Here is a 22772-nt window from a genome sequence, read left to right as displayed (position 1 = left end):
GATCAGCCCCCCAGCTTCACGTTGTCGATGCCGACGATGCGGTCGTATGCCCAGTAGAGCAGCAGAACCACCGCCAGAAGGATCGTGCCCAGCGCCGCCGCCAGACCCCAGTTGAGGCTGGACGAGATGTGATAGGCGATCCGGTTGGAGATGAATGTCCCGGTGGTGCCACCGACGATTTCGGGCGTGATGTAGTAGCCGATCGACAGGATGAAGACGAGGATACTGCCCGCCCCGATCCCCGGCACAGACTGCGGGAAATAGACCCGCCAGAAGGTTGTCCAGTTGGTCGCCCCGAGGCTCTTGGCCGCGCGGGTGTAGGACGGCGGGATGGTGCTCATCACCGAGTACATCGGCAGGATCATGAACGGCAACAGGATGTGCGTCATGGCGACAATCGTGCCGAACTGGTTGTTGATCATGGTCAGGCGGCTGTCATCGGCCACCATGCCAATCCATACGAGGATATCGTTGATCACGCCCTGTTGCTGCAGCATCACCTTCCAGGCCGAGGTGCGCACCAGAAGCGATGTCCAGAACGGCAGAAGCACCAGGATCATCAGCAGGTTCGCAGAGCGCGCAGGCAGGTTGGAGAGCAGGTAAGAGACCGGATAGGCCAGCAGGATACAGCTGATCGTGATCACCATGGACATGAAGATCGTGCGCTTGAACAGCAGGCCGTAGATGCGCTCCCGCTCGTCGCGGAACTCGGCGCCATCGGGCGATTTCTGCATATCGACAGCGTTCAGGAAATAGCCGTTGGTCAGTTCCGGGCTGTAGGTCTGGATCGTCACCCAGATTTCCGGGTCCATCCAGTCCTCGTCGATTTCTTCGAAGCCCGCCTTGAAGGTGACCGTCTCGAAATCCGGGCTTGCGACAAGCGCATCAGCGGCCTTGAGCAAATCGGCCTGAGGGCCGGTGTAGCCGGAGACGTCCGCCTCGGCCAAATCTTGATAGAGCGCGGTGTGAACCGCCGACCATGGCTCTTCGCGCAGCGGGCTTTTGTCCTTGTCGACTTGCTGGAACTCCGCGAAGAGCGCGTATTGCTCCGCCGTGCGCGGCAACAGTTCCTTGATCGCACCGCTTGCCTTGAACGTTGGCTGTGTCTGACCTTTCTGCCATTTGCCCTGTGCCTCAAGCCAGGCGGGATCGCCCATCAGTTCCGCCCAGGGCTCAGCCTCGTCCCAGTTCTTGTCGAGATCTTCGAACTGATCCATGTAAACTTCGCCGATGTCATCAAGCCCGCGACCGGACTTGCGGAACAGCGAGGACGCGCCGGTTTGTTCATAGTTCAGGCGGCTGCCAAGACGGGTGTGCAGCTTGCGCTCGGCGGCGATGTAAAGGTCGTAGTAAGCCGCTTCAAAGGTCGCCTCACCGGGCAACTCACCGCTCGCGCCGTCATAATCGGCCAATGCAACCACTGTGCGCGGCATGGTGTTGGTCACAATCTGGTTCTCGACCGAGCGCCACAGCATGTCGGCAATCGGGAGAATGAAGGTCACCAGTACAAAAATCAGGAGCGGCGCGATCAGCATCAGGGCGCGCATCTTCTGTCGGCGCAGGGCCCGCGCGAGGCTGCGCTTCAGCGGCGTGCCATCGGCAGACAGGACGGGGCCGGAATTGGTTGCGTCACTCATGGCTCACGCGCCCTCCACAAGGATGATGGTGCTGGTCGCGGTGCGGCGGCGGATCTCGGCAACCTCTTGGTAGGCCGGATCATTGTACGCCCGCTTCGCGGTCTCAAAATCGGGGAATTCAATAACGACGTGGCGGTTCTGCGTTTCGCCTTCGGGAGTCTCAGACTGCCCGCCACGGACGATAAACTTCGCGCCAAAGCTCTCAAGGATCGGCGTGTCGCGCTCGATGTATTCCTTGTAAGCCTCGGGATCGTTCACCGTGATATGGCCGATGATATAGCCTTTGGGCATGTCCCTGTCCCTTGTCGTTGGTGGCGCAAGGCGGGACCAGGCCCGCCTCGCACGGTTTGTCTTGGCGGGCGGGGTTCAACCCCGCCTCAGCCGTTTCGCCTCAGCGGCTTATTGTGCCAGCCACGCCTGGAACTTCGCGTCGATGTCGTCGCGGTAGTCAGCCCAGAACTCGTAGTTGTACAGGAAGGTGTTGGCAGCGTTTGCCGGGTCGGTCGGCATGTGCGGTGCCATGTCGATGCCGAGCTCTGCGTGCTGACCAACCATCGGAGCCGAAGACGCGCGCGCCGGGCCGTAGGAGATGTACTTGGACTGATCCGCAAGACGCTGGGTGTCCGTGGCGAACTTTACGAAGTCCTTGGCACGGGCCAGACGGTCATCAGACAGACCCGCCGGGATGATCCAACCGTCAAGGTCGAACACCTGCGCGTCCCACATCATGCCGATCGGCTGGTTCTGCTCGACGATGGCCGAGAAAAGACGGCCGTTGTAGGTGGAGCCCATGAAGACTTCGCCATCAGCCAGAAGCTGCGGCGTGTCAGCACCAGCGGACCACCAGACAACGCTGTCCTTGATGGTGCCCAGCTTGGCAAGCGCCTGGTCTTGACCTTCGTCGGTTTCCAGAACGTCGTAGACGTCTTCCTTGGCCACGCCGTCACAGAGCAGCGCCCATTCCATGTTGTTGATCGGACGCTTTTCCAGCGCGCGCTTGCCCGGGTAGGTTTCCAGATCGAAGACCGAGCAGATGTCGGACGGTGCATCAACACCTTCCGGAACCAGATCGGTGCGATAGCCGAAGGTGGTGGAATACACGATCTGCGGGATGAAGCAGTCGGAAACCAGCAGGTCGCCGAAGTCATCTTCTGCAGAGGTGCCATCGGGCGCCGCCGCTAGATCGGAGTCCGGGTCAATCTCCAGAGCGAGGCCTTCGTCGCACAGACGGATGGCGTCTGCCGCCACAACGTCAACCACGTCCCAGGTCACGTTGCCCGCTTCATTCATCGCGCGCAGCTTGGCCACGGCTTCAGCAGAGCTCTCGTCCCAGGTGGAAGACACACCGTCGTTCATTGCCAGGTAGGGCTCAACATAGGCCTTCTGCTGCGAAGACTGGTACGCGCCACCCCAGCTAACAAGCGTCATGCTGTCTGCCATGCCGTGACCGTCCGCGTGGGCCGCTGCAGCTGCAACCGTCAGCGCGGTTGTGGCCATGAGGGTCTTGGTGAGTTTCATCGTTATACTCCCTAAGGTTTTACTACCCGTTTGATTGAGGGGGCCGGCGTTACGGGTTCGAACCTCCGACCCCTTACTTGCCAGCGGCCCGATCATCCCCGACCAGCCCGCTGCAATTCTTTAGATTTTAATCCGCATCAAGCGCGCGGCAATCTTCCGGCAACCAGCCAATCTCGATCTCGGTGCCCGGCTCAAGGCGCACCTGGTCCGGCGCATTGCGGGTTTTGATGACGAAATCGTCCTTGCCCGCGACCCGAAGACGCGTGCGGAAGATGTCACCCATGTAGATGAACTCGAGCACTGTCGCCTTGATCGTGTGCGCGCCTTCTTTCAGGCGATCCTTGTTGAATTCGACGCGCTCCGGGCGGATCGACACACGTGTCTTTTCGCCAACCGTGCCAACGTTGATCGGTACGGCGTCGATTTCCTGACCGTCCTCAAGCTTGACCACGCAGGTCTCACCCTTGATCTCGGTTATGATGCCTTCGAGCGTGTTGTTTTCGCCGATGAACTGCGCCACGAAACTGTTGCGGGGTTTTTCATAGAGCGTATCCGGCGGATCGAGCTGCTGGATGCGACCATCGTCAAAGACCGCCACGCGATCCGACATGGTCAGCGCCTCGGTCTGGTCGTGCGTCACGTAAACCGTGGTGATCCCGAGATCATGCGCCAGCTTTGTGATCTCGAACTGCATGTGTTCACGCAGCTGCTTGTCCAGCGCGCCGAGCGGTTCGTCCATCAAAACCAGCTCCGGCTCGAACACCAGCGCGCGCGCCAGCGCGATCCGCTGCTGCTGACCACCCGAAAGCTGCGCAGGACGGCGACCGCCGAAGGCGCCCATCTGCACCATGTCCAACGCGCGCTTCACTTTCGCTTCGCGGTCGGACTTGCCCATCTTGCGAACTTCGAGTGGGAAGCTAAGGTTCTCCGCCACGGTCATGTGCGGGAACAGGGCATAGTTTTGGAACACCATGCCGATGCCACGTTTGTGCGGCGGGATGTTGTTGATGCTGGTGCCATCAAGCTTGATCTCGCCGTGCGTGGCGGTCTCGAAGCCGGCCAGCATCATCAGGCAGGTCGTCTTGCCTGACCCGGACGGCCCCAACATTGTCAGAAATTCGCCCTTGGGCAGGGATAGGTTCAGATCTTTGACGACCAGCGTTTCGCCGTCATAGCTTTTCTGAACATGCTCAAAGGCGACGAATGCGTCGCCGTTTGTTTGATCCGCCAAAGCAGGCTCCCCGTGTCAGTGTCGCGGTTTTTTCCGCTGTCTCTATACCATGGAACTAAAGCGCGACCGCGCATGCGTTGCAACCGGTTCCCTGATTTTTCAAAACTTGACAGGAATTCCGGGAAATCTGACCGGGAAAGCGACGCATCGCAGGCAATTTGCGCCACCGCGCGGCACGATATTGCAGTTTTTCCCGGCAGTCTTTCGCTCCCACACCCTGCACTGACGGGTCGAAGACTGTCGTTTTCACTTCAAAACCGTTCGTTTTCATTCCCGAAACGCCCGATTTTCATGCCACAGCTTACAAACTGACCAAATTTGAACCGCCCCGCCGCGCCTCTTGTGCAATGAGCCGCTTGATACCTTTCAATGAAGTGCTGCCCCAGTGGCCCAAGTCGGAAACAGCCTCATGACGCCTCTTGCCCGAACCGAATCCATCTTGTCAGAGCTGATCGCGCATCCATCGGTTTCTGCGGTCAGCAATCTCGAAATCATTGATGATCTGGCAACACGATTGGAAGCGATCGGCGCGCGCGTCTCCATTTGGCACGATGAAACCGGTTCAAAAGCCAACCTCTGGGCGACGCTCGGCCCGGACGGTCCCGGCGGCATTGTGCTCTCCGGTCATACCGATGTGGTGCCTGTGGAGGGGCAGGACTGGAGTACCGATCCTTTTGTTTTGACGGAACGGGACGGGCGCCTGTTCGGACGCGGCACCTGCGATATGAAGGGTTTTCTCGCAGCGACCCTGGCCATAGCCCCGGACTGGGCCGCGCGCCCTCTGACGCGCCCTTTGCACTTCAGTTTCACCTACGACGAAGAGGTGGGCTGTCTCGGCGCAAGACGCCTTGTTCCGGAACTGGCGCGGCGCGGGATCAAACCCGCCATGGTGATTGTAGGCGAGCCCACGTCAATGCAGATCATCGAAGGGCACAAGGGCTGCTGCGAGTACACCACCCGCTTTGCCGGCCTCGAAGGGCACGGCTCGGCGCCAGACAAGGGCGTAAACGCCGCGGCCTACGCAGCGCGCTATGTGGCGCGGCTGCTGGATCTCGCTGAAGAGTTGAAGTCACGCGCGCCTGCGGGCTCCCGGTTCGATCCACCATGGACGACCATCAACATAGGAAGGCTGTCCGGCGGCACCGTGCACAACGTCATCCCCAGCAAGGCCGAGGTCGACTGGGAGATGCGCCCGGTCGAGTGGAGCGATGCGGATTTCGTTAACGAGGCCATGAATCGCTTTGTCGAAACGGAGCTTCTTCCCGCCATGCGCACCGTCACGCCACAGGCAAGCATCACGACAGACACGATTGGCGAAGTGGTCGGCCTCGAACCGCGCAAGGACAATCCCGCCCGCGATCTGCTGCATCAGTTGACCGGCGGAAATGCCTGCGATGTGGTACCATTTGGCACCGAGGCCGGGTTGTTTCAGCAGATGGGCACGAGTGTCGTCGTCTGCGGCCCCGGCTCTATTGCGCAGGCACACAAGCCGGATGAGTTCATCACGCGGGCCCAATTGCAGAAATGCCTCGACATGCTGGTCGGGCTGGAGCGCTATCTGACGGCGTAACCGCTCACCGCGCGAGCCCCTGCGGGACGATAACCCGCGTTCCGGGCAGGATCAGCGCCGCAATCTGGCGCAAGTGATCGGGGCGGAAAGCAATGCAGCCTTCTGTCGGAAAGCCCGGACGCCGCCAGCGGTGCAGGAAGATCGCGGAGCCTTTGCCCGGCACGGCGTCTGGCCAGTTCCAGTCTGTCAGCAGCACAAGATCATAAAGCGGATCGGCCCGGCGCAGCGTTTCGTGGCTGGGCGCATAGGGCGCTTTGACCTGCGTGTTGTAAGCTGGATCGCTTGCATCATCTGACCACAGATCCCCCGGTCTGATCGGCGTCGCCCAGACATTGGGCCGTGCAATCCGGTCCGGCCGGAAAAGCACCCCGGCGATCCGATGCTCGCCCGTGGGCGTGCCGCCATCGCCTTCGCGTTTGGTTGCCGTAACGCCACCCCGGCCAACGGTGCACGGCCACATACGGCCTGCAAAACGCAGACCCGTTTTCGTCAGAACCATCGCATCCCGGTTCATGCTGCATCCTGTCTTGCGTTGATGCGCGTCATAACGTCGGCCGCAATTTCAAAGCTGCGCAGGCGCGCGCGGTGGTCGTGGATTTGTCCCGTCAGGATCACCTCATCCGGCCGGTACGTCTCAATCAGTTGTCGCATCTGCTGCTCCACCTGATCCGGATCACCGACCGCGCTGATGCGCAAGGCCTCGTCCAGCGCGGGCATCGCACTTGCCGGGACCACATCGGACAACTTGTCCACCGGGGCAGGCAACTTGCCCGGCTTCCCCGTACGGAGGCGATAGAACGCCTGTTGCATCGTCGTGCGCAATCGACGCGCTTCGTGTTCCTGTTCTGCGGCGAACACGTTGATCGCCATCATGGCGTGAGGCTTCTCAAGGCTTTCTGAAGGTTTGAAATACCGCCGGTACACCTCCAGCGCCTGTTCCAGCGCCGCCGGGGCGAAATGCGAGGCAAAGGCATAAGGCAGCCCAAGCAGTGCAGCAACCTGCGCCCCGTGCATCGAAGAGCCCAGGATCCAGAGCGGCACTCGCGTCCCCTCCCCCGGCAAGGCACGCACCTGCCGATCCGGGCTGACCGGTCCAAGCAAGGCGCGCAACTCGGCCACTTCATTGTGGAAATTTTCGGAGCGCTGCGGGTTCACCCCAAGTGCCTGCATCACCGCAGCATCCCCGCCGGGCGCCCGCCCCAGACCCAGATCAATCCGATCCGGATAGAGGGTCGCCAGCGTGCCAAAGGCTTCGGCAACGGCCAAAGGTGCGTGGTTCGGCAGCATGATGCCCCCTGCCCCGACCCGCATCTCGCGCGTCAGCCCGGCCACATGGCCGATCAGCACAGCCGTCGCCGCAGAGGCAATCCCCGGCATGTTGTGATGCTCGGCCATCCAATAGCGATGAAACCCCCAGCCTTCCGCATGTCGGGCAAGATCACCTGTATTCCGCAGCGCGTCAGAGGCCGTGAAACCTTCCGGCACTGGTGACAAATCCAACAGGGAGTATCGCATATCTGCCTCCGATAGCCTTCGGGTCCAACCTATGATCCCGATCACACGCTGCAAGCCCACGAGACGGTCCGTAGGGCGGGGCTCTGCCCCGAACCCCCGGCGAAACCTCAGAACAGATGACCGGACTTGGCCGCTTTCGTCGCCAGATACCGTTCGTTCTGAGGCGTTTGCCCCACCTTGAGCGGCACACGTTCCGCGACAGCAATGCCGTTCTGTTCCAGCATCGCTACCTTCTTGGGGTTGTTGGTCAGAAGCCGGACCGAGCCAAATCCCATGGTCTGCAGCATCTGCGCGCCAAGCCGGAAATCCCGTTCATCGTCTTCAAAACCCAGCCTGTGATTGGCCTCAACCGTGTCGAACCCCTGATCCTGAAGCGAATAGGCTCGCATCTTGTTGGCCAATCCAATGCCGCGCCCTTCCTGGTTCAGGTACAGCAGCACGCCGCTGTTTGCCTGCCCCATCTGGGTCAGCGCTGCATCCAGTTGCGGGCCGCAGTCGCATTTCAAGGACCCGAGGGCATCGCCGGTAAAACAGGCCGAATGCAGCCGTGCCAGCACAGGGGCGCTACGATCCGGCTGGCCGACTTCGATGGCATAGTGCTCATCGCTGCCATCCTGCGGGCGGAAGATGTGGAGCCGCGCGTTTTCCGCCGCACCAAGCGGCACCTTGGCGGAAATCGTGTGTGAGAGCGGCGGCAAGGCCACGAGCAGAGGCGCGGCATCATCCGCCGGAATGGAGGTCAATCCGCGCGAAGCGCCAAACCCCCGATCAACTTGCGTCATCAGCGCAGCCGGAAGCAGCCGCGCGCTTTTGCAAAGGGCGATCGCCATTCGGTGCAATCGGGCATCCCCCCCACGGCGGGTCGAAAGCGGGCCCTTCATCGGCGATTTGAGATCGTCCGCCGGGTCGGCCAGCGCGTGCACCCAGGAAATCTTTGCCCCCTCCGGCAGCACCACCCGCGCCACATCGCCATCATATGCCCGCGCCTTGAGCGTTTCCGCCCTGCGCCCGGTCAGGACCAGATCCACGACCCCCATGGCCTGAATATCCGCCAGGCGCGCCGCGCTGATGGTTTCGGCCGATGCAACCAAAACCGCCTCGTCCGGGCCTTCCAGAACGACCGGAACGCCCATGCGCAGGTCAGACCGCGCCCGTGACAGGATTTCGTTCACATCTGGCGAAAAGGACATAGAAAGGCCTCGGGTCCGTAACAAAAGGCGGGAGTTTCTGTAACATTTGACGGCTCGGGACACGAGAGCGTGAATGTTTTGCAGCAATCCTTGCCGGACCGGCAAAATGTCCACATCTGACGGAAAAGGCAAGACGGAGACCCAAGCATGGCACAGCTGAAGAACATTCTGTTGGTGGACGACGATGATGATCTGCGTGAGGCGTTGGCCGAGCAACTGATCATGACCGAAGACTTCGAAGTCTTCGAAGCGGAAAACGGCACCAACGCCATGGGGCGCGTCAAGGAGCAGGATTATGACCTCGTCATTCTGGACGTTGGCCTGCCTGACACGGACGGACGCGAACTGTGCCGTCTGATGCGCAAACAGGGCGTCAAATCTCCGATCCTGATGCTGACCGGTCACGATTCCGATGCGGATACGATCCTCGGGCTCGACGCTGGTGCCAACGACTACGTGACCAAGCCATTCAAGTTCCCGGTCCTGCTTGCCCGAATCCGCGCCCAACTGCGCCAGCACGAGCAATCGGAAGACGCGATCTTCACGGTTGGCCCCTACACCTTCAAGCCCGCGATGAAGATGCTGATTACCGAAGATGATCGCAAAATTCGCCTGACGGAGAAGGAAACCAACATCCTCAAGTTCCTTTACCGGGCCACCGAAGGCGTGGTTCCGCGGGACACTTTGCTGCACGAAGTCTGGGGCTATAACGCCGGTGTGACGACCCACACGCTGGAGACTCACATCTATCGCCTGCGACAAAAGATCGAGCCGAACCCGTCAAATGCCTCTTTGCTGGTGACGGAGTCGGGTGGATATCGCCTTGTTTCGTAAAGGTTTCAATATCTTGCGGTGTATGATGCGGGAAAGACACAGCGTTTCTTGATCCATATCAAAGTCGCATTGCATGGGCACCTTTAAGTCATGCAATATACGAAGGTATACCCGTTGCGTGTGCGGGTCATCGCACGCACCTCCCTGTTGGACTGACCCGGGCTTGTCCCGGGTCTTTTTTTTGCCTCACCGCTTGCTGTTCAGCAAATCGGAAAAACGCCCTGTTTTCCAACCAGAGCGTGCTTTCCCCGCTTTCCAAAAGCCCGAAAAACATGTATGCGCGGCGCATCTGAGACGTGACGCTTTGTCCCCGGCGCATGACAGGATGAAGGGGGCGGCGGCAATGGGGCCGCCATTCAAACGGGAGACGCGGGAGGGCCCGCGAGTGCTTCCAAAAGGATATACGATGTTCAAAGAAACGAAAAAGTCGATGCAGTGGGGCGAAGAGACGCTCACACTGGAAACGGGCAAGGTTGCCCGTCAGGCCGACGGCACCGTCATCGCCACTCTGGGCGAGACCTCCGTCATGGCCAACGTCACCTTCGCCAAAGAGCCGCGCGAAGGTCAGGATTTCTTTCCGCTGACGGTCCACTATCAGGAAAAATACTATGCCGCCGGTAAGGTTCCGGGTGGCTTCTTCAAGCGTGAAGCGCGTCCGACCGAAAAGGAAACGCTCACCGCCCGCCTGATCGACCGCCCGATCCGCCCGCTTTTCGTCCCCGGCTTCAAGAACGAAGTGCTGGTGATGTGTACCGTGCTGAGCCACGACCTCGTCAACGACCCCGACGTTGTTGCCATGATTGCAGCCTCCGCAGCGCTGACCATCTCCGGCGCGCCGTTCCGTGGTCCGATCGCTGGCGCCCGCGTTGGCTTTGAGGATGGCGAATACGTTCTGAACCCGACAGTCGATGACATGCAGGGCCTCCGCGAGAACCCCGAGCAGCGTCTCGACCTCGTTGTCGCCGGCACCAAAGACGCCGTGATGATGGTGGAATCCGAAGCTTACGAGCTGACCGAAGAAGAAATGCTCGGCGCGGTTCTGTTTGCTCACGAGCAGATCCAGCCGGTGATCGACCTGATCATCGATCTGGCCGAAGAATGCGCGAAAGAGCCCTTCGACTTCACCCCGCCGGATTACTCCGAGCTGTTTGAGGCCGCCAAGGCCGCCGGTGAAGAGAAGATGAAGGCCGCCTACGCCATCTCCGACAAGCAGGAGCGCGTTGCCGCTGTTGCCGCCGCCAAGGAAGACATCAAAGCCGCCCTTTCCGAAGAGCAGCTGGCCGATGCCAACCTCGGCTCCGCGCTGAAAAAGCTCGAGTCCGTTGTGCTGCGTTCCGACGTGGTCAAGAACAAGCGACGCATCGATGGCCGCGCTCTGGACGAAATCCGCGGGATTGTCTCCGAAACCGGCATGCTGCCGCGTACGCACGGCTCCGCGCTGTTCACCCGTGGTGAAACGCAGGCCTTGGTTGTGACCACGCTCGGCACCGGCGACGATGAGCAGTTCATCGACGCGCTGCACGGCAACTTCAAATCCAACTTCATGCTGCACTACAACTTCCCGCCCTACTCGGTTGGTGAAGTTGGTCGCGTTGGTGGCCCCGGCCGCCGCGAGATTGGCCACGGCAAGCTGGCATGGCGCGCGCTGCAGGCGGTTCTGCCGGCAGCAACGGATTTCCCCTACACCCTGCGTCTCGTTTCCGAGATCACCGAGTCCAACGGCTCCTCCTCGATGGCTTCCGTCTGTGGTGGTTCGCTGTCCATGATGGACGCGGGCGTTCCGCTGAAAGCACCGGTTGCCGGTGTGGCCATGGGCCTCGTGCTGGAAGAGGATGGCGACTACGCGGTTCTGTCCGACATCCTCGGCGACGAAGATCACCTCGGCGACATGGATTTCAAAGTGGCGGGTACCGAGAACGGCATCACGTCGCTGCAGATGGACATCAAGGTTGCAGGCATCACGCCCGAGATCATGAAGACCGCTCTGGCACAGGCCAAGGAAGGCCGCATGCACATCCTCGGCGAGATGTCGAAGGCACTGTCGGAGGCTTCCGAGTTCTCCGTACACGCTCCGCGCATCGAAACCATGCAGATCCCGACCGACAAGATCCGTGAAGTGATCGGTTCCGGCGGCAAGGTGATCCGTGAGATCGTCGAAGTGTCCGGTGCCAAAGTCGACATCAACGACGAAGGCATCATCAAGATCGCATCCCCGAACGGCGAGGCCATCAAGAAGGCTTACGACATGATCTACTCGATCGTGGCAGAGCCGGAAGAGGGCAAGATCTATGATGGCAAAGTCGTGAAGATCGTCGATTTCGGCGCCTTTGTGAACTTCTTCGGCAAGCGAGACGGCCTCGTGCACGTGTCGCAGATCGAAAACCGTCGCCTGAACCACCCGTCTGATGTTCTCAAGGAAGGTCAGGACGTGAAGGTCAAGCTGCTCGGCTTTGACGATCGTGGCAAGGTGCGCCTGTCGATGAAAGTGGTCGATCAGGAAACCGGCGAAGAGATCGTTCCGGAGAAGAAAAACAAGGCAGAAGAAGCGTAAATCGCTTCCTGCTTTCGAAGATCAAGGGCGCCAATTCTGGCGCCCTTTTTTGTGCCGTCACGTCACGAATCCGGAAAACCCAGCGGAATCAACGAAAGCTCCGGAATTCCATACTGGGAACTTCAGGGATTCTTTACCAATGACCCGCTAACGTTAAGCCTTCAAAAGGCATGTACTGGTACCGGACTCTGTGTCACTCACGGGATGCGTCCGCAGGCCCTGGCGGGGATGCCAGGGCCTTTTTACCTTTTGCCGCATCAGCACTCTTGTGCCATGCCGCTTTGCCTCCTACGCCGGTGTCATGAACGTTCTGGAAAACATCATCAGTGATCGCGGTTCACGCTATGCCGTGTCCGGCGGGCCTTGCACCTCTTCCGAAGAGGCGGCGGCCTTTCTAAAGGAGCTGAAACGCCGCAAGAAGTTTGCCAAAGCGACCCACAACACCTGGGCCTGCCTGACGCATGACAGCCCCTTGAAGAACGATGATGGCGAAAGTGGAGCAGGCATGGTGATCTTGCGCATGCTCGAACGGGAAGGCGTCCGGGATCACATCGTGGTGGTGACCCGCTGGTACGGCGGCAAACATCTTGGCGGCGATCGATTTCGGCATGTGCAAGAGGCCGTGCGCCTCTACCTGCAAGAGTTCTCCGACTGAATAACAAAAACGCCCGCCTTCCTGCTGGAAGACGGGCGCTCTTGTTTGTCCCTCGTGGCCCGTAGCGGGCCGAGATGCGCTTAGCGGCGGATGCCGAGGCGCTTGATCAGGTCCTGATAGCGCGCTTCATCCTTGGCCTTGGTGTAGTCCAGCAGCTTACGACGCTGAGCAACCAGCTTGAGCAGGCCACGACGCGAGTGGTTGTCTTTCTTGTGCGTCTTGAAGTGCTCGGTCAGGGTGGAGATACGCGAAGTCAGAATGGCAACCTGGACTTCCGGTGAACCGGTGTCGCCTTCCTTGGTTGCGAATTCCTTCATCAGGCGGTTCTTTTCTTCCGGCGTAATCGACATCGGGGTCTCCTTTCGGATCAAGGGTTATGGCGCAAGCCGGGATGTCGTCCAGCAAGGCCCGTGGAGATATCCGCCCGTGCATCAGGCGGATGCGGGCTGATAAACGATTCATCTGGATTTGGGAAGGGCTTTGAAGGCTTGGCAAATACAATTCTCTGTATTTTGCCAAGCTCGACGGTATCAGGTCCCGATCACGGCCGAGGCAGCGCTTTCGCCAACCAACACAAGCGACGACACGCTCGGCGCGGTGGCCGTGTCAAGCGTGCCCACAACGGTGCCGTCAACGACAATCTCGGTTACGTCCGGGTCCGCCTCGCTCACGCGAACCTCCAGAACCGGGTCTGCTTGCTGATTGCTGTCGTCATAAACAACGATGATCTGATCTTCACTCTCATCGAAGTCCATCAGCGTGGCGGCCTGGTTGACGATCCAATCTCCGAGGACCAGCGTATCCGCGCCGTCCCCGCCAGACACAATATCGCCTTCGCCAGCAATGATCGTGTCATCACCGTCGCCGCCGTTCAGGAAGTCCCCTTCGTCCAGGTCCGCCCCGGTCGCATCCCGTTCGGCACCGATAACCACATCGTTGTCCCAGCCACCGAACAGCGTATCCTGTCCAAGCCCACCAGACAGCGTATCAGCGCCTTCTCGGCCCATGAGTGCGTCGGCGCCCGCACCTCCTGACATCAGGTCATCACCCAGACCGCCCCAAAGCGCGTCATCGCCGTCATCGCCAACCATCGTGTCCGCGCCATCATGGCCGAAAAGCTCGTCTTCGCCCGCCCCGCCGGACAGCACATCATTGCCTGCATCACCATGCAGCGTATCATTCTCGCCGCCACCCAGCAGTGTATCGTCGCCATCGCCGCCGTGGAGCTGGTCATCGGACGCCCCGGCATCAAGGAAATCGTCCCCGGCACCGCCGTTGAGCAGGTCCGTCTGCGGGGTGCCGGTCAGCGTGTCATCCGCTTCGCCGCCCGCCTCGATCAGGCCCGGCATATTGATCAAACCCATACGCCCAAACAGTGTGTTGACACCCGACGGGGGGCCACTGCCCGGGTCCGGTGTCATGCCAATGTCCACGTAGCGCGTTTGGGTAACAGGCTCTGCCGCATTGGTGTTGTTAACAGCGGTTGCGGACGGCTCTGCGGCAGCTTCACCCGCGGTGGCGGGCTCTTGCGCGGCGGTTTCCGACTCTTCTCCTTGTGTGGCAAAGTCCAGAATCCCTGACCCATCCTGGGCATCGTCTTCTTCACCGCCCTCTTCCAAGGCGGGTCCCCCGCCCGTGGGCGCAGTATCGACTGGGTCGCCGTCGTCATCATCCTGCCCGGTCGGGAAGCCAACGAAGGCCACAGACCCAAGCACCATCATTCCCATGAGGCCAGCAAGAAAGAACATGGTCGAAAACCTCGCACTCCACCGCCTTTAGTATTCGCGATGCCGGGCTTTCGTTCAACGGATTTCGATATTCGAGGTTAACCGCGCTTAACGGGGCTTACTCCGCACCGGGCGGCTGGATTTCCTGAATGATCTGAGTCGCGAGATCGCCAAGGATCGGAATGAACTCCACCTGACTGAGCAAAAGAACGATGATCGAGACCAAGGCTGAGGCCCCCACAACGGTGCCGAGGCCAAAGGCCAACCCCCGCACGAACTGGAACAGGATCAGACGCGGAACCGAGTTCTGCACGCGGATGAACCGATGTTGGTTCAATCGCTGCACCTCTGTCGTCAGGCGGCTGATCTCTTGCTGAAGGGGTTGGGATTGCTCTGTATCAGACGGCATAGCGGGTGTTCTTTGGCCATTTCTGAGGATGGATGGAGTAGGAAACATACAAAGGATGGCGCGGATGGCCAGCCTTGGTCAGCCCCAGGTGCCGCACATCGCCTGTCAGGAGCGGCGCAACGCGTTCTGCCTGCCCCAGCAAAGCCCCATGCACGCCCCAGGCCGCAATGATCATGTCCGATCGCGCGCCCCAATCCTGCAGCACGCCGTCGTTCTCCGGACCAACCGGATCCTTGGCCTTGCGCAGGTCTTCCGGCTTCGTCGCCCGCCACGCGAAAAGGTTGGCAATCAGGAGACTTCCGTAGCCCAGCGCCTGCGCGCGTCTCTGGCAGCGCTCGATCGTGGGATCGTTACGCAGCTCATCCGCAGTGGAGGGGTTTAGCATGATGAAAAGGACACTGGGCAACGTCTCGTCCCATGTCCGGCTCAACCCGTAACGATACCGTTCACACTCCGAAAAGAGCGCCAGGCTGCGCTCCCCGTCCCGTTCTGCCCGTTTTTCAATCATGCCCCCTTCTGCCGGGGTCTTGCGGCGTTGACAACCGGGGCATTCTGCTCCCCAACTTCGGCCACGCTCACGAGGAGACACGCCATGGACATCACCCGCATCGAAGCCGCCGCCGCGCGGCTCAAAGGGCACGCGCGACGCACGCCCTTGCTTGGCGCGTCCGCGCTTGACGAGATCGCTGGTCGCCGGGTTCTGGTCAAACCGGAATGCCTCCAGCGCACGGGTAGTTTCAAGTTCCGGGGCGGCTGGTCAGCGGTCTCCGCATTGCCCGAAGCGGAGCGCAAACGCGGTGTGATCGCGTTTTCCTCCGGCAACCATGCACAAGGCGTCGCCCTCGCCGCGCGGGAACATGGTGCGCCTGCCGTGATCATCATGCCGTCAGACGCGCCGACCTTAAAGATCGAGAACACGAAGGCGCTTGGTGCAGAGGTTGTTCTTTATGAGCGCGGCGGCCGGGAGGCGCGAGAGGAGATCGGGGATCGTCTGTCAAAGGAACGCGGTCTGACCCTGATCCGCCCCTATGATGAGCCAGAGGTCATTGCCGGGCAGGGAACCTGTGGACTGGAAGTTGCCGAACAGGCAGCGGAACTCGGCGTGTCAGACGCAGAGGTTCTGGTGTGTTGTGGCGGCGGGGGATTGACCGCAGGGATCGCACTGGCGTTGGAAGCCCGCGCGCCCGGCATGCAAGTGCGCCCTGCCGAACCGGAGGGCTATGATGACACCGCCCGGTCGCTTCGCGCCGGCGAGCGGCTCAGCAATGCAACCGAAGCGGGCGGGCTCTGTGATGCCATCCTGACCCCTATGCCCGGAGCGCTGACCTTCCCGATCACCTCGCGCCTTTGCGGCCCCGGTGTGGTGGTCAGCGAAGAGGAAGCCTTGCGCGCCATGGCGCTGGCATTCCGGCATCTGAAAGTTGTCGCAGAGCCGGGCGGTGCCGTGGCTCTCGCAGGCGCATTGTTTCACGGCGATGCGCATGAGGCCGAGACCGTAATTTGTACGATCTCCGGCGGCAATGTGGACGAGGCTGTCTTCGAGCGCGCGCTCGCGACACTGAAGGGTTAAGCGTTCAACTCGCGCGCTTCATCAACCAGCATCACGGGGATCCCGTTGCGGATTGGGAAGGCGAGTTTGGCGGCTTTGCTCACCAGTTCCTGCGCCTCGGCATCATAGCGAAGACCGCCTTGGGTCACCGGACAGACCAGAGCCTCCAACATCCTTGGATCAAACGCTTTTTCGCTCATTGCATCACATCTCCATCGCCGCCACGCATGGCGTATTCTATCAAGGTCACCAGAGTCTCGCGGCGGGTGCCGAGAGACGGGGCCTCCAGCAGGGCCTGCTTGTCTTCCGGTGAAAAGTCCAGAAGCATCGACAGCGAATTGATGAGCAGCTCATCCTCCGCATCCTCCAGCGTTTGCCAGTCCGCCGACAATTCCCGCGTCTCGAAGTAGCGGTCAAGCAGCTTCAGGAAGGCCGTCCGGTCAAACCCGCTGTCGCGCTCCACCTCGCGCAAGTCCTGCTCGAATCCGGTCCATGTCACAGAGCAGCGACGATACGGTGTAAAGCCGTCCACCTCATCCTGAACCCGAAACCGCGACATGCCAGTCAGGGTGATCATGTAGCGCCCGTCTTCCGTTTCGGAAAACTGCGTGACACGCCCCGCACAACCGATCCGGTGCAGGCCAGGGCCGTCTCGTCCCGGCACTTCGTTTGGCTGCACCATCCCGATCAGCCGGTGGCTTGTCTTGAGACAGTCCTCCAGCATCGCGAGATAGCGCGGCTCAAAAAGGTGCAACGGCAGGCGGGCGCGTGGCAAAAGCAGCGCGCCCGGTAACGGGAAAACGGGAATGATGTCCGGCAGATCTTTGAGGCGTGTCATAAGACGCGACCTAGCCCGCAAGCCGCCTCAGGCAAACAGCATGGACGACAATTTGCGACGCCCTTTCAATGCCACGGGATCATTCGGCTTGAGCGCTTCGAAGATGGTGAAGAGCTGGGCCTTGGCCGCGCCATCGTTCCAGTCCCGATCCCGGCGGAACAACTCGAGGAACTGATCCACGGCAGCTTCGCCATCGCCGTTGGCATAAAGCGCCTGTGCGAGATCAAAGCGCGCCTGGTGGTTGTCCGGGTCAGCCTCCACCTGTGCGGTCAGTTCCGCAACCGGTCCGGCATCCGCCGCCTGCTTGGCCAGCTCGAGCGCCGCGTGCACAGCTTCAAGCTCCGGAGCGGTTGAGATTTCCGCCGGTGCACCGTTCAGAATCGCTTCGGCCTGATCAAGATCATCCATGGCGATATGCGCCTGCACCATACCCGCATAGGCCGTCGCATTGGCCGGGTCTTCGCCGAGGATCGCCGCAAAGGTCTGCGCCGCATCTACGGCCGCGCCCTGCTCCAGCATTTCCTGCGCCGCCGCAATGGCATCGTCCAGCCCACCCGAGGCGTCGCCCCCGGCGGCCTCGATCACCCGGTCAATGAACTGTTTAAGCTCCGAGCCGGGCAAAGCCCCCTGAAAGCCGTCAACCGGCTGGCCCTGCCAGAAGGCGTAGACCGTCGGGATCGACTGGATGCGCATTTGACCCGCGATCATCTGCGCCTCATCGACGTTGACCTTGACCATCCGCACCGCGCCCTTCGCGTCAGCGACGGCGGCTTCCAGAGCCGGACCAAGCGTCTTGCACGGCCCGCACCACGGCGCCCAGAAGTCCACGATCACCGGCACGGTCTGCGAGGCTTCGACCACCTCGGTCATGAACTCCGCTTCGGTGATATCCTTGACCAGATCGCCTGCCGGCGCCTGCCCTTGTCCCAATTCCAGCATCTTTGCCTCCGCCCTTGCGGTTACCTTTATTTGTTAGATGGCGCAGCGCGGCCCGTCTTGCAAGGGCAGCGGGGCAAAGCCCCGCCCTACAGACCCGCGCAAGAGCATTTTGGGAGCGGAGCAATCTTTAGGACAGGGCTATCGCTCCGCGTCCGATCAGAGTCCCTTCGGCGCGCCGATATAATCCAAAATGCGATCAACCCAGCCCATTTGGGCAGGGAACCGTCTCGACAATTGCCTGAGAGGCGCACTTCGCCGACGCAGCAACACGATAGCCCAGCCGCCCGCGTACCATTTCACCTTCGCGAGCTCTGTTTTATGGACCGTGTCAATGGCATCTAACTCGCCCCTTACGAGTTCGCCGGACTGAACTCCCTTAATCGCCTCTTCCGACAGAACCCGAACAGTTTCGCGCGTGGAAGCCACCAGCCCCTTGGCAACCACAGGGTCAGCACCCTCTATTGCCCCGTACTGAACTTGAACCGCGTAATCCTCGACCACCTCACGGTCCGTTTCAGCGCTCTCGCGCAACCCGTCTTCGATTTGTTCAAACACAGCGCGCTCGGAGACAACATCCGAGACCGTCAATTGGGTCCCCTGTGCCTCTTCCTTATAGGTCACCCAATCCGGAAAACGGTTGAGAAAGGTCTCGATCTGCACCCCGAACTGCCCAAGCAGCGCGCTGGCTCCGGTTGGCAGCATTTCGCAAAACTCGCCATCATCGGACAGTGCCACCACCGCCGATCCCATCGTTCCGATCAGAATCAACCGATCCGGATCGAAGGTTTCACCCATAGCCATGTCGAAACCATCCAGAACCGCAACCAACTGACCATAGTTATGCACATTACAACTGTTGCCAAAGACTTTGCGATATTCCTTCAAGGCCCACCATCCGGCCTCGGCCCGTGCCATTGCGTCGCTTTCCGGCAAACCATGCGCACCGCTGCGAACCAAGCGGCCATCGAGAATTTCAGTTTGGAGCGGTGCAATACCAGGTTGCGGCGGAGTTGGGTTTTCGCGGTGGTTTTTCACCTTCCTTGGCGGCACCCAATCCTCAAGGTAATCGAACAAGGTTTGCGCGCGCTTAGTATCGTCTTCTAGTTTGGAAATCGCTTCCAAGTTAGGATCATCCCGAGTCGCCTGACATCCTTCAAAGACTATCCCGGACCAAGAACCGTTCCCGGCCTCATCATCTGCAAAGAAATGATTGTAGTTGCCAGATAGAATTTTTCGATTCTCGTACGCTGGCCTTAGATCAACGACAGCCGTTCCTCTTATGTCCAAGCAATTGAGGTCGGTCATAGATTTAACAAAGCCAATGTCTTGGACATCAGAATCCTCCAAGAGCAAAGCCGTTAGTCCTTCCAATTGGCTTAGCGCTGAGTAGTCGGCACCGCGCATATGATCCAGACTAACCGTGTGGAGATAAGGTAACGATTTCAATGCATGAAATGTTCGTACCTTCGTGTCACCGATCCAAATCGCCTCCAAACGACTTAGACGTGCAAGAACCTGGATGTCCGAAATTTCCGTTCCAGAAACAACCAACGTGTCAAGCTGCCTCAGGTTTTCAAGGGGCCGCAGATCGTTGACTTTCGTTTTTCCGGCTCCCAGGAACGTAAGTTCAACAAGGTCGGAAACCGGCGACAAGTCGTCCACCGGGGTTTCGTAAAAATTCAATTCTTTTAGCCACACCATATCAGCCAGAGGCGAAAGGTCTGAGACTCTTGTACTGCTAAAGTCGAGTTCAACTACGCGGTGCAAATCTCTTACTTCATTGGGTAGCCGGTCCAGCGCGCGAAATTCCTCGCGGTCAAGGCTAAGCTTTTGCCGGCCATCCGCCTTTGCCTTCGCGATCAGCGCCTCGGCGCCGGCATAGGCCTTGTCAGCCTCTGACGGCACCCGCGCTTCGGCGAGATCTGCGTCGGTCGCGTCCTCTTTCTGCCCAAGCCGCCGTTCTTCCGCTTCGATTTCGGCGAGTTTGCGGGCCATATCCAACTCAAATCCCAAGGGGCCCTTTATCATGACGCTCCTCCTGAGCCGACACCAGATGGCAGAACTTTACCCGCCAAACACCTGCGATCAACCCTAGGTCCGAAGCCCACCCTTCCCTCACAAATCAAACGAGGCAAACACCGGCGCATGGTCAGATGGTTTCTCCCAGCCGCGCGCATCGCGCAGCACTTTCGACGAATGGCCCGACGAAGCGATGTCAGACGTCGCCCAGACGTGATCAAGCCGCCGCCCTTTGTCCGCCGCGTCCCAGTCGCGGGCGCGGTAGGACCACCATGAATAGAGCTTACCTTCGGGAATATCAGCGCGGGTCACATCGGCCCAGCCCCCCGCATCCTGCACCGCCCCCAAAGCCTCAACCTCCACCGGTGTGTGGCTGACGATCTTCAGAAGCTTTTTGTGATCCCAAACGTCATCCTCACGCGGAGCGATGTTCAGATCGCCGACCAGAACGGACTTCGACTGGCGTTCAGCATGGAACCAGTCGCGCATTTCCGACAGGTAATCCAACTTCTGCCCGAACTTCTCGTTCTTCTCCCGGTCCGGGATATCGCCCCCCGCTGGTACATAGAAGTTGTGGATCGTCACGCCGTTCTCAAGCTCCGCCGCCACGTGGCGGGCATGGCCCAGCGATGCGAAATCCTTGTCACCCACATCGCGCAACGGCAGTTTCGACAGGATCGCAACGCCGTTGTACCCTTTCTGCCCGCGCGCCACCATGTGGCCATAGCCGAGCGCTTCGAAGCCCTCCATCGGGATCTTGTCCACCGGGCTCTTGCATTCCTGCAGGCAGAGCACATCCGGCGATTCCTCGCGCAATAGCTGCTCGACCAGCCCCGCCCGAAGCCGCACGGAATTGATGTTCCAGGTTGCCAGTGTAAAGCCCATTGCCGCTCTCCCGTTCGCGTTTGCGCGCAGAGTGCAACGCCGCGCGGGAGGGTGCAAGCCGAGGTCAGGATGTCAGTGAAGCCTTCACAGCGGCAAAGTATGGTTTGTGCGCGGTCGGGCCGGATGACGCGACGGGCATCTGCACTTCGGACAAGCTGGCACCGGTGGCGATGATCCCGGCCCGCACCCCGCCATAGATCGCCATCGCAATGTCGTTCTGCGGCACGCCCTTCGGATTGTAGATGCTGGAACTGTACATGCAGAGCCGCAATCCGCCGATCTCCGGCGCACTATTGGCCTTCGCCCAGAGATTGTACCCATGCACAGCCTCAACCGCAGTGCCCCCCAGTTCGCGGATCGCATCCAGAAAATCCGCGTCCCTGGTGTAATCCCCGCCATAAGGTGGCGCGACGTAGGACATGCCCCGGTTCATGGTATTGCCATGGGGGCACAGGGCATCCGAGAAAACATCCGCAAAAGCCAGCCCGGTGTAGCCGGAGGTTCCCGGCAATCGCTTGTTGCACAGTGTCATGCAAGCGCAGGGATCTTCGGGGGTGTAAGTCTTGGTCACGATGGCGCCCGGAGCCGCCGCACCCGCCATGGCCGTGTGCTCTGATGCGTAAAGATCGGTTTTTTGTTTGGACAGCGCGTGCCTGAACCCTTTGTTGATCCCGTCGCCGCCGACATAGAGGCCTTGGGAATTGCCCGCATTCATTGAGGCTATGGCGACGCTGCCCTCGCCTGCGCCATAGTACAGCGGCGGGAATGACCCGTCCGCAACGGGCATGAACACCGCCTTGGTCCGGGTTCCGGGGATCGTCGTCATGGGAAGCCCTCCTGTGCCTTCAACCGAAAAGGATTGGCATAAGAGTGCGCCAATTTCGAACCCGCGTCTGTGCGGGACGTCACTTGGCAAAAGACCCCCGAGGCGCAGGGCTTCGGGGGTCCTTGTAAGCGCTCAGAGCGCTAATGAAACGGCCTTGGCTTATGCCGGATCCTTAGCGTAGCGCAGGTAGGGCAGCTTGATGTCCAGATCGCCGTACTTCTCCGCCGCAGCGGCATCATCGAGCGCCAAAGCGACAATTACGTCCTGGCCGGTTTCCCAGTTCGCCGGAGTGGCCAGCGGCTGCTCATAGGTGCGCTGCAACCCGTCAAGCGCGCGCAGAACTTCGGCGAAGTTGCGGCCTACGGACATCGGGTAGGTCATCATGAGTTGAACCTTCTTGTTCGGCGCAATGATAAAGACAGAGCGCACTGTGGCGCTGTCTGCCGGGGTACGACCGTCCGGGAGGTAGGCGTCGGCGGGCAACATGTCGAGCGCCTTGGATACGGTCAGGCCCTCGTCCGCCACAATCGGGAACCCGGCGGACGCGCCACTGGTTTTCTCGATGTCGCCTTTCCAGGCCTTGTGCTCTTCAACACCGTCAACAGAAATACCCATCACTTTCGTGTTGCGCTTTTCCCATTCGTCGGAAAGCTGCGCGACCGCGCCGAACTCGGTGGTGCAAACGGGAGTGAAGTCCTTCGGGTGGGAAAACAGGATGGCCCAGCTGTCGCCGATCCAGTCGTGCAGAGTGATCTCCCCCAGATCGGTGGGAACGGTGAGGTTGGGGATTTCTTGATTGATGCGCAGAGCCATGGAAACATCCTTTCCTGTGTGTTTCTCTCAGATATCCGTGTCTTGTATTTAGATACATTCTAAACT

The 22772-nt window shown here is 60.2% G+C and carries 23 protein-coding genes; 5 read left to right on the top strand and 18 right to left on the bottom strand.

Annotation, left to right across the window (positions count from 1 at the left end; all coding sequences use genetic code 11):
* Positions 1–2: 2 nt before the first annotated feature.
* The 4 genes from E4662_RS17920 to E4662_RS17905 form a co-directional block, all read right to left on the bottom strand.
* Positions 3–1637, bottom strand: coding sequence for an ABC transporter permease (locus E4662_RS17920; protein WP_136442985.1), 1635 nt, complete (start codon positions 1635–1637; stop codon positions 3–5).
* A 3-nt stretch (positions 1638–1640) separates the two neighbouring features.
* Positions 1641–1928 carry a DUF1330 domain-containing protein gene (locus E4662_RS17915; RefSeq protein ID WP_136442984.1) on the bottom strand — a complete coding sequence of 96 codons (288 nt, stop codon included), beginning with the start codon at positions 1926–1928 and terminating at the stop codon, positions 1641–1643.
* Between the two features lie 108 nt (positions 1929–2036).
* Positions 2037–3155, bottom strand: coding sequence for an extracellular solute-binding protein (locus E4662_RS17910; RefSeq protein WP_136442983.1), 1119 nt, complete (start codon positions 3153–3155; stop codon positions 2037–2039).
* Positions 3156–3282: 127 nt separating this feature from the next.
* Positions 3283–4386: an ABC transporter ATP-binding protein gene (locus tag E4662_RS17905; RefSeq protein WP_136442982.1), complete on the bottom strand. Its 1104-nt coding sequence runs from the start codon at positions 4384–4386 to the stop codon at positions 3283–3285.
* A 409-nt stretch (positions 4387–4795) separates the two neighbouring features.
* On the opposite strand from E4662_RS17905, the gene argE reads away from it, so the two are divergent.
* Positions 4796–5956, top strand: a complete 1161-nt coding sequence (argE, locus tag E4662_RS17900) for an acetylornithine deacetylase (RefSeq protein WP_136442981.1) — start codon at positions 4796–4798, stop codon at positions 5954–5956.
* Positions 5957–5960: 4 nt separating this feature from the next.
* On the opposite strand, the gene E4662_RS17895 is transcribed toward argE, so the two are convergent.
* The 3 genes from E4662_RS17895 to ribA all read right to left on the bottom strand — a co-directional run bounded on the left by E4662_RS17895 (position 5961) and on the right by ribA (position 8661).
* On the bottom strand, positions 5961–6470 hold the full coding sequence (locus E4662_RS17895) for a L,D-transpeptidase family protein (protein WP_136442980.1): 510 nt from the start codon (positions 6468–6470) through the stop codon (positions 5961–5963).
* The gene (locus tag E4662_RS17890) at positions 6467–7471 is read right to left on the bottom strand and encodes an LLM class flavin-dependent oxidoreductase (protein ID WP_136442979.1); all 1005 of its coding nucleotides are present in this window, start codon (positions 7469–7471) and stop codon (positions 6467–6469) included. Before E4662_RS17890 ends, E4662_RS17895 begins: the two co-directional genes overlap by 4 nt.
* 107 nt (positions 7472–7578) lie before the next feature.
* The gene (gene ribA, locus E4662_RS17885) at positions 7579–8661 is read right to left on the bottom strand and encodes a GTP cyclohydrolase II (RefSeq protein WP_136442978.1); all 1083 of its coding nucleotides are present in this window, start codon (positions 8659–8661) and stop codon (positions 7579–7581) included.
* 147 nt (positions 8662–8808) lie between these two features.
* Here ribA and E4662_RS17880 point away from each other — a divergent pair, with 147 nt between their 5' ends.
* The 3 genes from E4662_RS17880 (at position 8809) to E4662_RS17870 (ending at position 12701) form a co-directional block, all read left to right on the top strand.
* A complete protein-coding gene (locus tag E4662_RS17880) occupies positions 8809–9495 on the top strand; it encodes a response regulator transcription factor (protein WP_136442977.1) in 687 nt (228 codons plus the stop codon).
* A gap of 406 nt (positions 9496–9901) precedes the next feature.
* The gene (gene pnp, locus E4662_RS17875; protein WP_136442976.1) at positions 9902–12046 is read left to right on the top strand and encodes a polyribonucleotide nucleotidyltransferase; all 2145 of its coding nucleotides are present in this window, start codon (positions 9902–9904) and stop codon (positions 12044–12046) included.
* A 301-nt stretch (positions 12047–12347) separates the two neighbouring features.
* The gene (locus E4662_RS17870) at positions 12348–12701 is read left to right on the top strand and encodes a YigZ family protein (protein WP_136442975.1); all 354 of its coding nucleotides are present in this window, start codon (positions 12348–12350) and stop codon (positions 12699–12701) included.
* A gap of 80 nt (positions 12702–12781) precedes the next feature.
* On the opposite strand, the gene rpsO is transcribed toward E4662_RS17870, so the two are convergent.
* From rpsO to E4662_RS17850, 4 genes are all read right to left on the bottom strand, one after another.
* Positions 12782–13051, bottom strand: coding sequence for a 30S ribosomal protein S15 (gene rpsO / locus E4662_RS17865; RefSeq protein WP_136442974.1), 270 nt, complete (start codon positions 13049–13051; stop codon positions 12782–12784).
* 180 nt (positions 13052–13231) lie between these two features.
* Positions 13232–14449: a calcium-binding protein gene (locus E4662_RS17860; RefSeq protein WP_136442973.1), complete on the bottom strand. Its 1218-nt coding sequence runs from the start codon at positions 14447–14449 to the stop codon at positions 13232–13234.
* Positions 14450–14546: 97 nt separating this feature from the next.
* On the bottom strand, positions 14547–14837 hold the full coding sequence (locus tag E4662_RS17855; RefSeq protein ID WP_136442972.1) for a DUF5665 domain-containing protein: 291 nt from the start codon (positions 14835–14837) through the stop codon (positions 14547–14549).
* Positions 14827–15345, bottom strand: coding sequence for a DUF1643 domain-containing protein (locus E4662_RS17850; RefSeq protein ID WP_136442971.1), 519 nt, complete (start codon positions 15343–15345; stop codon positions 14827–14829). Before E4662_RS17850 ends, E4662_RS17855 begins: the two co-directional genes overlap by 11 nt.
* A gap of 84 nt (positions 15346–15429) precedes the next feature.
* Between E4662_RS17850 and E4662_RS17845 the strand changes: the two genes are divergently transcribed.
* Entirely contained in the window at positions 15430–16407 is a 978-nt protein-coding gene (locus tag E4662_RS17845) for a threonine ammonia-lyase (protein WP_136442970.1), read from the top strand.
* Here E4662_RS17845 and E4662_RS17840 read toward each other — a convergent pair.
* The 7 genes from E4662_RS17840 to E4662_RS17810 all read right to left on the bottom strand — a co-directional run bounded on the left by E4662_RS17840 (position 16404) and on the right by E4662_RS17810 (position 22706).
* Entirely contained in the window at positions 16404–16586 is a 183-nt protein-coding gene (locus E4662_RS17840) for a Trm112 family protein (protein WP_136442969.1), read from the bottom strand. The two genes, E4662_RS17845 and E4662_RS17840, sit on opposite strands and share 4 nt — an antisense overlap.
* Positions 16583–17224, bottom strand: coding sequence for an LON peptidase substrate-binding domain-containing protein (locus E4662_RS17835; RefSeq protein ID WP_136442968.1), 642 nt, complete (start codon positions 17222–17224; stop codon positions 16583–16585). The genes E4662_RS17840 and E4662_RS17835 overlap by 4 nt, the downstream gene beginning before the upstream one ends.
* Positions 17225–17251: 27 nt before the next feature.
* Entirely contained in the window at positions 17252–18163 is a 912-nt protein-coding gene (gene trxA, locus E4662_RS17830; RefSeq protein WP_136442967.1) for a thioredoxin, read from the bottom strand.
* Positions 18164–18319: 156 nt separating this feature from the next.
* Positions 18320–20191, bottom strand: coding sequence for a leucine-rich repeat domain-containing protein (locus E4662_RS17825; RefSeq protein WP_136442966.1), 1872 nt, complete (start codon positions 20189–20191; stop codon positions 18320–18322).
* Between the two features lie 87 nt (positions 20192–20278).
* Positions 20279–21067: an exodeoxyribonuclease III gene (locus E4662_RS17820; protein ID WP_136442965.1), complete on the bottom strand. Its 789-nt coding sequence runs from the start codon at positions 21065–21067 to the stop codon at positions 20279–20281.
* A 64-nt stretch (positions 21068–21131) separates the two neighbouring features.
* Positions 21132–21893, bottom strand: a complete 762-nt coding sequence (locus E4662_RS17815; RefSeq protein ID WP_136442964.1) for a hypothetical protein — start codon at positions 21891–21893, stop codon at positions 21132–21134.
* 159 nt (positions 21894–22052) lie between these two features.
* Complete coding sequence (locus tag E4662_RS17810) at positions 22053–22706, bottom strand: redoxin domain-containing protein (RefSeq protein WP_136442963.1); 654 nt, start codon at positions 22704–22706, stop codon at positions 22053–22055.
* Positions 22707–22772 lie beyond the last annotated feature (66 nt).

It is taken from the genome of Pacificoceanicola onchidii (genome assembly GCF_004804335.1).
Lineage (GTDB): Bacteria > Pseudomonadota > Alphaproteobacteria > Rhodobacterales > Rhodobacteraceae > Pacificoceanicola > Pacificoceanicola onchidii.
Note: the sequence above shows the minus strand (reverse complement) of the source record. Positions and strands in the feature narration are given on the sequence as shown.

Coding starts and splice junctions, on each gene's coding strand:
- ribA (WP_136442978.1), bottom strand. CDS start 8,661: ATGTCCTTTTCGCCAGATGTGAACGAAATCCTGTCACGGGCGCGGTCT.
- E4662_RS17915 (WP_136442984.1), bottom strand. CDS start 1,928: ATGCCCAAAGGCTATATCATCGGCCATATCACGGTGAACGATCCCGAG.
- pnp (WP_136442976.1), top strand. CDS start 9,902: ATGTTCAAAGAAACGAAAAAGTCGATGCAGTGGGGCGAAGAGACGCTC.
- argE (WP_136442981.1), top strand. CDS start 4,796: ATGACGCCTCTTGCCCGAACCGAATCCATCTTGTCAGAGCTGATCGCG.
- E4662_RS17810 (WP_136442963.1), bottom strand. CDS start 22,706: ATGGCTCTGCGCATCAATCAAGAAATCCCCAACCTCACCGTTCCCACC.
- E4662_RS17895 (WP_136442980.1), bottom strand. CDS start 6,470: ATGAACCGGGATGCGATGGTTCTGACGAAAACGGGTCTGCGTTTTGCA.
- rpsO (WP_136442974.1), bottom strand. CDS start 13,051: ATGTCGATTACGCCGGAAGAAAAGAACCGCCTGATGAAGGAATTCGCA.
- E4662_RS17860 (WP_136442973.1), bottom strand. CDS start 14,449: ATGTTCTTTCTTGCTGGCCTCATGGGAATGATGGTGCTTGGGTCTGTG.
- E4662_RS17815 (WP_136442964.1), bottom strand. CDS start 21,893: ATGACGACGATCCCCGGAACCCGGACCAAGGCGGTGTTCATGCCCGTT.
- E4662_RS17880 (WP_136442977.1), top strand. CDS start 8,809: ATGGCACAGCTGAAGAACATTCTGTTGGTGGACGACGATGATGATCTG.
- E4662_RS17835 (WP_136442968.1), bottom strand. CDS start 17,224: ATGACACGCCTCAAAGATCTGCCGGACATCATTCCCGTTTTCCCGTTA.
- E4662_RS17825 (WP_136442966.1), bottom strand. CDS start 20,191: ATGATAAAGGGCCCCTTGGGATTTGAGTTGGATATGGCCCGCAAACTC.
- E4662_RS17850 (WP_136442971.1), bottom strand. CDS start 15,345: ATGATTGAAAAACGGGCAGAACGGGACGGGGAGCGCAGCCTGGCGCTC.
- E4662_RS17855 (WP_136442972.1), bottom strand. CDS start 14,837: ATGCCGTCTGATACAGAGCAATCCCAACCCCTTCAGCAAGAGATCAGC.
- E4662_RS17870 (WP_136442975.1), top strand. CDS start 12,348: ATGAACGTTCTGGAAAACATCATCAGTGATCGCGGTTCACGCTATGCC.
- E4662_RS17820 (WP_136442965.1), bottom strand. CDS start 21,067: ATGGGCTTTACACTGGCAACCTGGAACATCAATTCCGTGCGGCTTCGG.
- trxA (WP_136442967.1), bottom strand. CDS start 18,163: ATGCTGGAATTGGGACAAGGGCAGGCGCCGGCAGGCGATCTGGTCAAG.
- E4662_RS17845 (WP_136442970.1), top strand. CDS start 15,430: ATGGACATCACCCGCATCGAAGCCGCCGCCGCGCGGCTCAAAGGGCAC.
- E4662_RS17840 (WP_136442969.1), bottom strand. CDS start 16,586: ATGAGCGAAAAAGCGTTTGATCCAAGGATGTTGGAGGCTCTGGTCTGT.
- E4662_RS17910 (WP_136442983.1), bottom strand. CDS start 3,155: ATGAAACTCACCAAGACCCTCATGGCCACAACCGCGCTGACGGTTGCA.
- E4662_RS17890 (WP_136442979.1), bottom strand. CDS start 7,471: ATGCGATACTCCCTGTTGGATTTGTCACCAGTGCCGGAAGGTTTCACG.
- E4662_RS17920 (WP_136442985.1), bottom strand. CDS start 1,637: ATGAGTGACGCAACCAATTCCGGCCCCGTCCTGTCTGCCGATGGCACG.